The organism is Siphonobacter sp. (assembly GCF_048595215.1).
Lineage (GTDB): Bacteria > Bacteroidota > Bacteroidia > Cytophagales > Spirosomataceae > Siphonobacter.
In genome coordinates, this window is the sequence record NZ_JBMDWJ010000359.1 from 1 (window position 1) to 3,078 (window position 3,078).

Consider the following 3,078-nt stretch of genomic DNA (forward strand, 5'->3'; position numbering starts at 1 on the left):
TTGGACGCCTGATTCTGGAACTGGCAGGCTGGCGGGCTATTTTTCTCAGTATGGCCCTTTTGTCCCTGAGTTTAATGGTCCTGGTGGTTCGCACCTTACCGGAAAGTAAACCCGCCGACACGTCGATTTCCCTACGGCCAAGGCAGATTCTGAACGAATACATCCAGGTACTTTCCTCCTCGGTTTTTAGCGTTCATGCCCTAGTAGCGAGCCTAGCCTCCGCCGGTCTCTTTTCGTTCATTGCGGGTTCGCCCCAAATTCTGATGGATACCTATCATTTTTCGCAGGCGGACTTTAGCTACGCGTTCGGATTTTGTGCGGGTGGTTTGGTACTCGGGAGCCAGATTAACCGCTTTTATCACTCAAGGAAAACGACCCCGGAACTATTACGAATAGCAGGCCGCCTGCAGGCAGGACTCGCTCTGCTTTTAGGCTTTCTAGGAATCCTGGACCTACTGACGGCTCCGCTCCTTCTTTTACTCGTTTTCAGTTACCTCGTATTTCATGGCTTTATTAATCCCAATGCCACTACGTTAGCCTTACTGCCGTTCCGGCAAAATGCGGGCAGTGCCTCAGCCTTGGCCGGCTGCTTACAAATGATGCTTGGTGCCAGCTTCTCGGCCCTGGTCAGTTATTTCAGCGACGGCTCACTCTTACCGATGATCATCCCGATGGTGTTGGCGAGCTGGTCCGGATTCGGCTTACAGCAATTAGTTGTCCATCACCACTCAAGCAAAGCCCTGGAGGGTTTGCCTACCTAAGTCTATTCTAATTTTTCGTCTTTTAACTACTCCTATTATGAACAAGCAAATCATCTTCAGCCCCAATGTTCCAGCCCCCATCGGTCCGTATTCGCAGGCCGTTCAGGTAGGCCCCGTCCTGTACGTATCCGGCCAGATAGCGGCCGATGTTGCCGCAAATCAGGGAGGCGTTCAGGCCGAAACCCGGCAAGTCATGTTAAGTCTGGGTGAATTGCTGGCAGCCGCGGGTATGCACTACCGTAACATTATTAAAACGTCCATTTTCCTGAAAGACATGAACGACTTTGCCGTCGTCAATGCGGTATATGGCGAGTTTTTTACGAGCGATTTTCCCGCCCGCGAAACGGTACAGGTAGCCCGTTTGCCCAAGGACGTCTCCGTGGAAATATCCGTCATTGCTTACCAGGAGTAAAGTAGCGTATACAACGAACGGGTAGATACCTGGGTACACTATCCCTTACTTCAAAATGCTCAGTATACCTGCCTGCGTAATCATACTTTCTACTAGGGCTTAACGACAAGCGAACGCTAACTACATTCCTAGCAAGGCCCTATAATGAAACGACGCTTGATTATCGATCACACCGCCCTTTGATTTTCAGTAACCTTAGGCACACCTCCGAAGAGAGGCCATTTCTATTTTTTACGCTATCCTTTTCATCCAAAAAATTCACCATGAAACTAGTATTCATCGTTCTGGGCATTCTCTCTGGTACGCTGGCCTTTGCTCAGCGGCCTAAAAATGCCACCCTGGATTCACTCAAAAGTGAAAAAGATCCGGTTCAACTTCAGTCAAAGTTAAAGAAGCTTGAAAGCGGTTCGGAAGCGGACATTTTCACGCTTTTGAGTTTTTATCAAAGTAATCCAGCCAAATCAGATTCACTCGTCGAACTGGCCGTTAAGAGATTTCCGAAAGGCACCATTGCCAGTAATATGGCATCCAATCGGCTGTACGCGGAAAAGGATGGCCCCACCCAGGAACGGATGCTGGCCCAAATGGAAAAAGATTTTCCGGGAGCTGATTTGGATATGGCCAATTATGCCGTAGCCTATACGTATACCCAGGCGAGGAACAAGCCTAAAGTACTGGCTTACCTGAAAAAAGTGAAGTCGCCTTTGTTTAAACCTACCGCGGTTCATAGCGTTGCCAGTACGATGGCGACTTACGATAGTAAAGAAGCCGAGCAGTTGATCACGCAGGAGTTAGCCTCCCTTCGAGAGGTAACAACCCTTACCGATACGTCGGCTCGGGCAATGAATCATCGAAAAAATAGTATCAACGGCCTGTTGAGTCTGTACAGCGAAATTTTAGCTAAGAATGGAGACTATGAAAAAGCGTATACGTACTTACACGAAGTATACACCTCTTCAGAGCGAAAAAGCCCCGCTTTGATTAAAAACTACGGTCTTCTGTTAAGTAAGCGTGGTAACTACCAGGAAGCCTTTCCATTACTGGAAAAGACGGTAACCAGTGGTTTAGCTGACTCAACCGTACGAGCGGAACTGGTGGCCATCTACAAGAAGCTTCATCCAGAAAAAAATGAGAAGGATTACCTGGCTTCCCTCGACCAGAAACTAACGAGTAAGTATGAAACGGAGGCAGCCAAATTAATGATTAACGAGCCCGCTCCCTCATTCATCGTTACGGATGCTTCGGGCAAGCAGGTATCGCTGGCCGATTTCAAAGGAAAGACGATTGTGCTTGATTTCTGGGCGACGTGGTGCGGTCCGTGTAAAGCTTCCTTCCCCGCCATGCAAATGGTAGTGAATAAGTACAAGCAGGATCCACAGGTGAAATTTCTCTTTATCCATACCTGGGAACGACAAGGCAATCCCACCGCCGAGGCTCAGGAATACCTGAAGGCTAATCACTACGACCTAGATCTGTACATGGACATCAAAAATGCAAAGACGAAGCGGAATGAAGCGGTATCCGCCTTTAACGTAAATGGCATTCCTGCGAAGTTTGTGATTGATGGAAAGGGCCGCATTCGCTATAAATTAACGGGATTCTCGGGAGGCAACGAAGCCGCCGTTTCGGAGTTATCAGCGATGATTAACTCGGCCAAGGCTAATCAGTAAGCCATGGTTTGGGTATTTCTTTTGGTCCCATGTTAGGACTTTAATGAATCCTGTACTTTCTTATATTTTGAGTATAATAAAAAAAGGGCTTTCTCGTGGAGAAAGCCCTTTTTTTATTCGTACCCTGTTTTCGTCTTGCTATCTATAAAAACCGTTTCGGCGATCGACCAGCAAGCTTCGTTACCGGGAAGCCAGAGCAATAGCCGTCCAGTCGTGTTCGCCCAGTCCCTGCTCT

General features: G+C 48.1%; 3 protein-coding genes. All 3 read left to right on the plus strand.

All coding sequences use genetic code 11. The features are described 5' to 3' along the window. On the plus strand, positions 1–761 hold a 761-nt coding region (locus tag ACOJTG_RS22275; RefSeq protein ID WP_420155823.1), incomplete at its 5' end, for an MFS transporter. 37 nt (positions 762–798) lie between these two features. Next, positions 799–1,173: a Rid family detoxifying hydrolase gene (locus ACOJTG_RS22280; RefSeq protein WP_420155824.1), complete on the plus strand. Its 375-nt coding sequence runs from the start codon at positions 799–801 to the stop codon at positions 1,171–1,173. Positions 1,174–1,436: 263 nt separating this feature from the next. Next, positions 1,437–2,843, plus strand: a complete 1,407-nt coding sequence (locus ACOJTG_RS22285; RefSeq protein WP_420155825.1) for a redoxin domain-containing protein — start codon at positions 1,437–1,439, stop codon at positions 2,841–2,843. The last annotated feature ends 235 nt before the right edge of the window (positions 2,844–3,078 follow it).

Excerpts from the sequence above, each read along its gene's own strand:
- ACOJTG_RS22280 (WP_420155824.1), top strand. The coding sequence starts at position 799 with ATGAACAAGCAAATCATCTTCAGCCCCAATGTTCCAGCCCCCATCGGT.
- ACOJTG_RS22285 (WP_420155825.1), top strand. The coding sequence starts at position 1,437 with ATGAAACTAGTATTCATCGTTCTGGGCATTCTCTCTGGTACGCTGGCC.